The organism is Idiomarina sp. UBA4206 (genome assembly GCF_002383015.1).
Lineage (GTDB): Bacteria > Pseudomonadota > Gammaproteobacteria > Enterobacterales > Alteromonadaceae > Idiomarina > Idiomarina abyssalis.
This window is the reverse complement of sequence record NZ_DFTS01000036.1, coordinates 1,412-1,996: the sequence shown is the minus strand read 5'-3', so window position 1 is coordinate 1,996 and position 585 is coordinate 1,412. Positions and strand designations below refer to the sequence as shown.

General features: G+C 48.5%; 2 protein-coding genes. Both read left to right on the top strand.

The annotated features are described in order from the left end of the window. Window positions 1–260 (top strand): 30S ribosomal protein S19 (rpsS, locus tag B3180_RS07290; RefSeq protein WP_286843801.1); only part of this gene is annotated, 260 nt, incomplete at its 5' end. A 13-nt stretch (window positions 261–273) separates the two neighbouring features. After that, window positions 274–585, top strand: a 312-nt coding sequence (gene rplV / locus B3180_RS07285; RefSeq protein ID WP_286843799.1) for a 50S ribosomal protein L22, incomplete at its 3' end; no start/stop codon positions are given.

Genomic DNA, 585 nt, shown 5'->3' with positions numbered 1-585 from the left:
AAGGTCCATTTATTGACCTTCACCTGCTAAATAAGGTGGAGAAAGCGTTGGAAGCCGGGGATAAAAAGCCAATTAAAACTTGGTCCCGTCGTTCAATGATCATCCCAGATATGATCGGCCTGACAATCGCTGTTCACAACGGTCGTCAGCACGTTCCTGTCTACGTGACAGATGAAATGATCGGTCATAAATTAGGCGAATTCGCGCCAACCCGTACTTATCGCGGCCATGCTGCTGATAAGAAAGCGAAGAAACGGTAAGAGGTAGAGAGTGATGGAAGCAATTGCTAAACACCAATTTGCCCGCGTTTCAGCGCAGAAGGGCCGTTTGGTCGCAGACCAAATCCGTGGACTTCCAGTAGAAAAAGCACTGGATATCCTGGCATACAGCCCCAAAGCATCTGCTGTCTTAATCAAGAAAGTACTTGAGTCAGCAATCGCGAACGCGGAACATAACGAAGGTGCGGATATCGATGAGTTAAAAGTAGCCCGGGTCTTTTTAGACGAAGGTCCTACTATGAAGCGCATCAAGCCACGGGCGAAAGGCCGTGCCGATCGTATCTTTAAGCGCACCAGCCACATTACT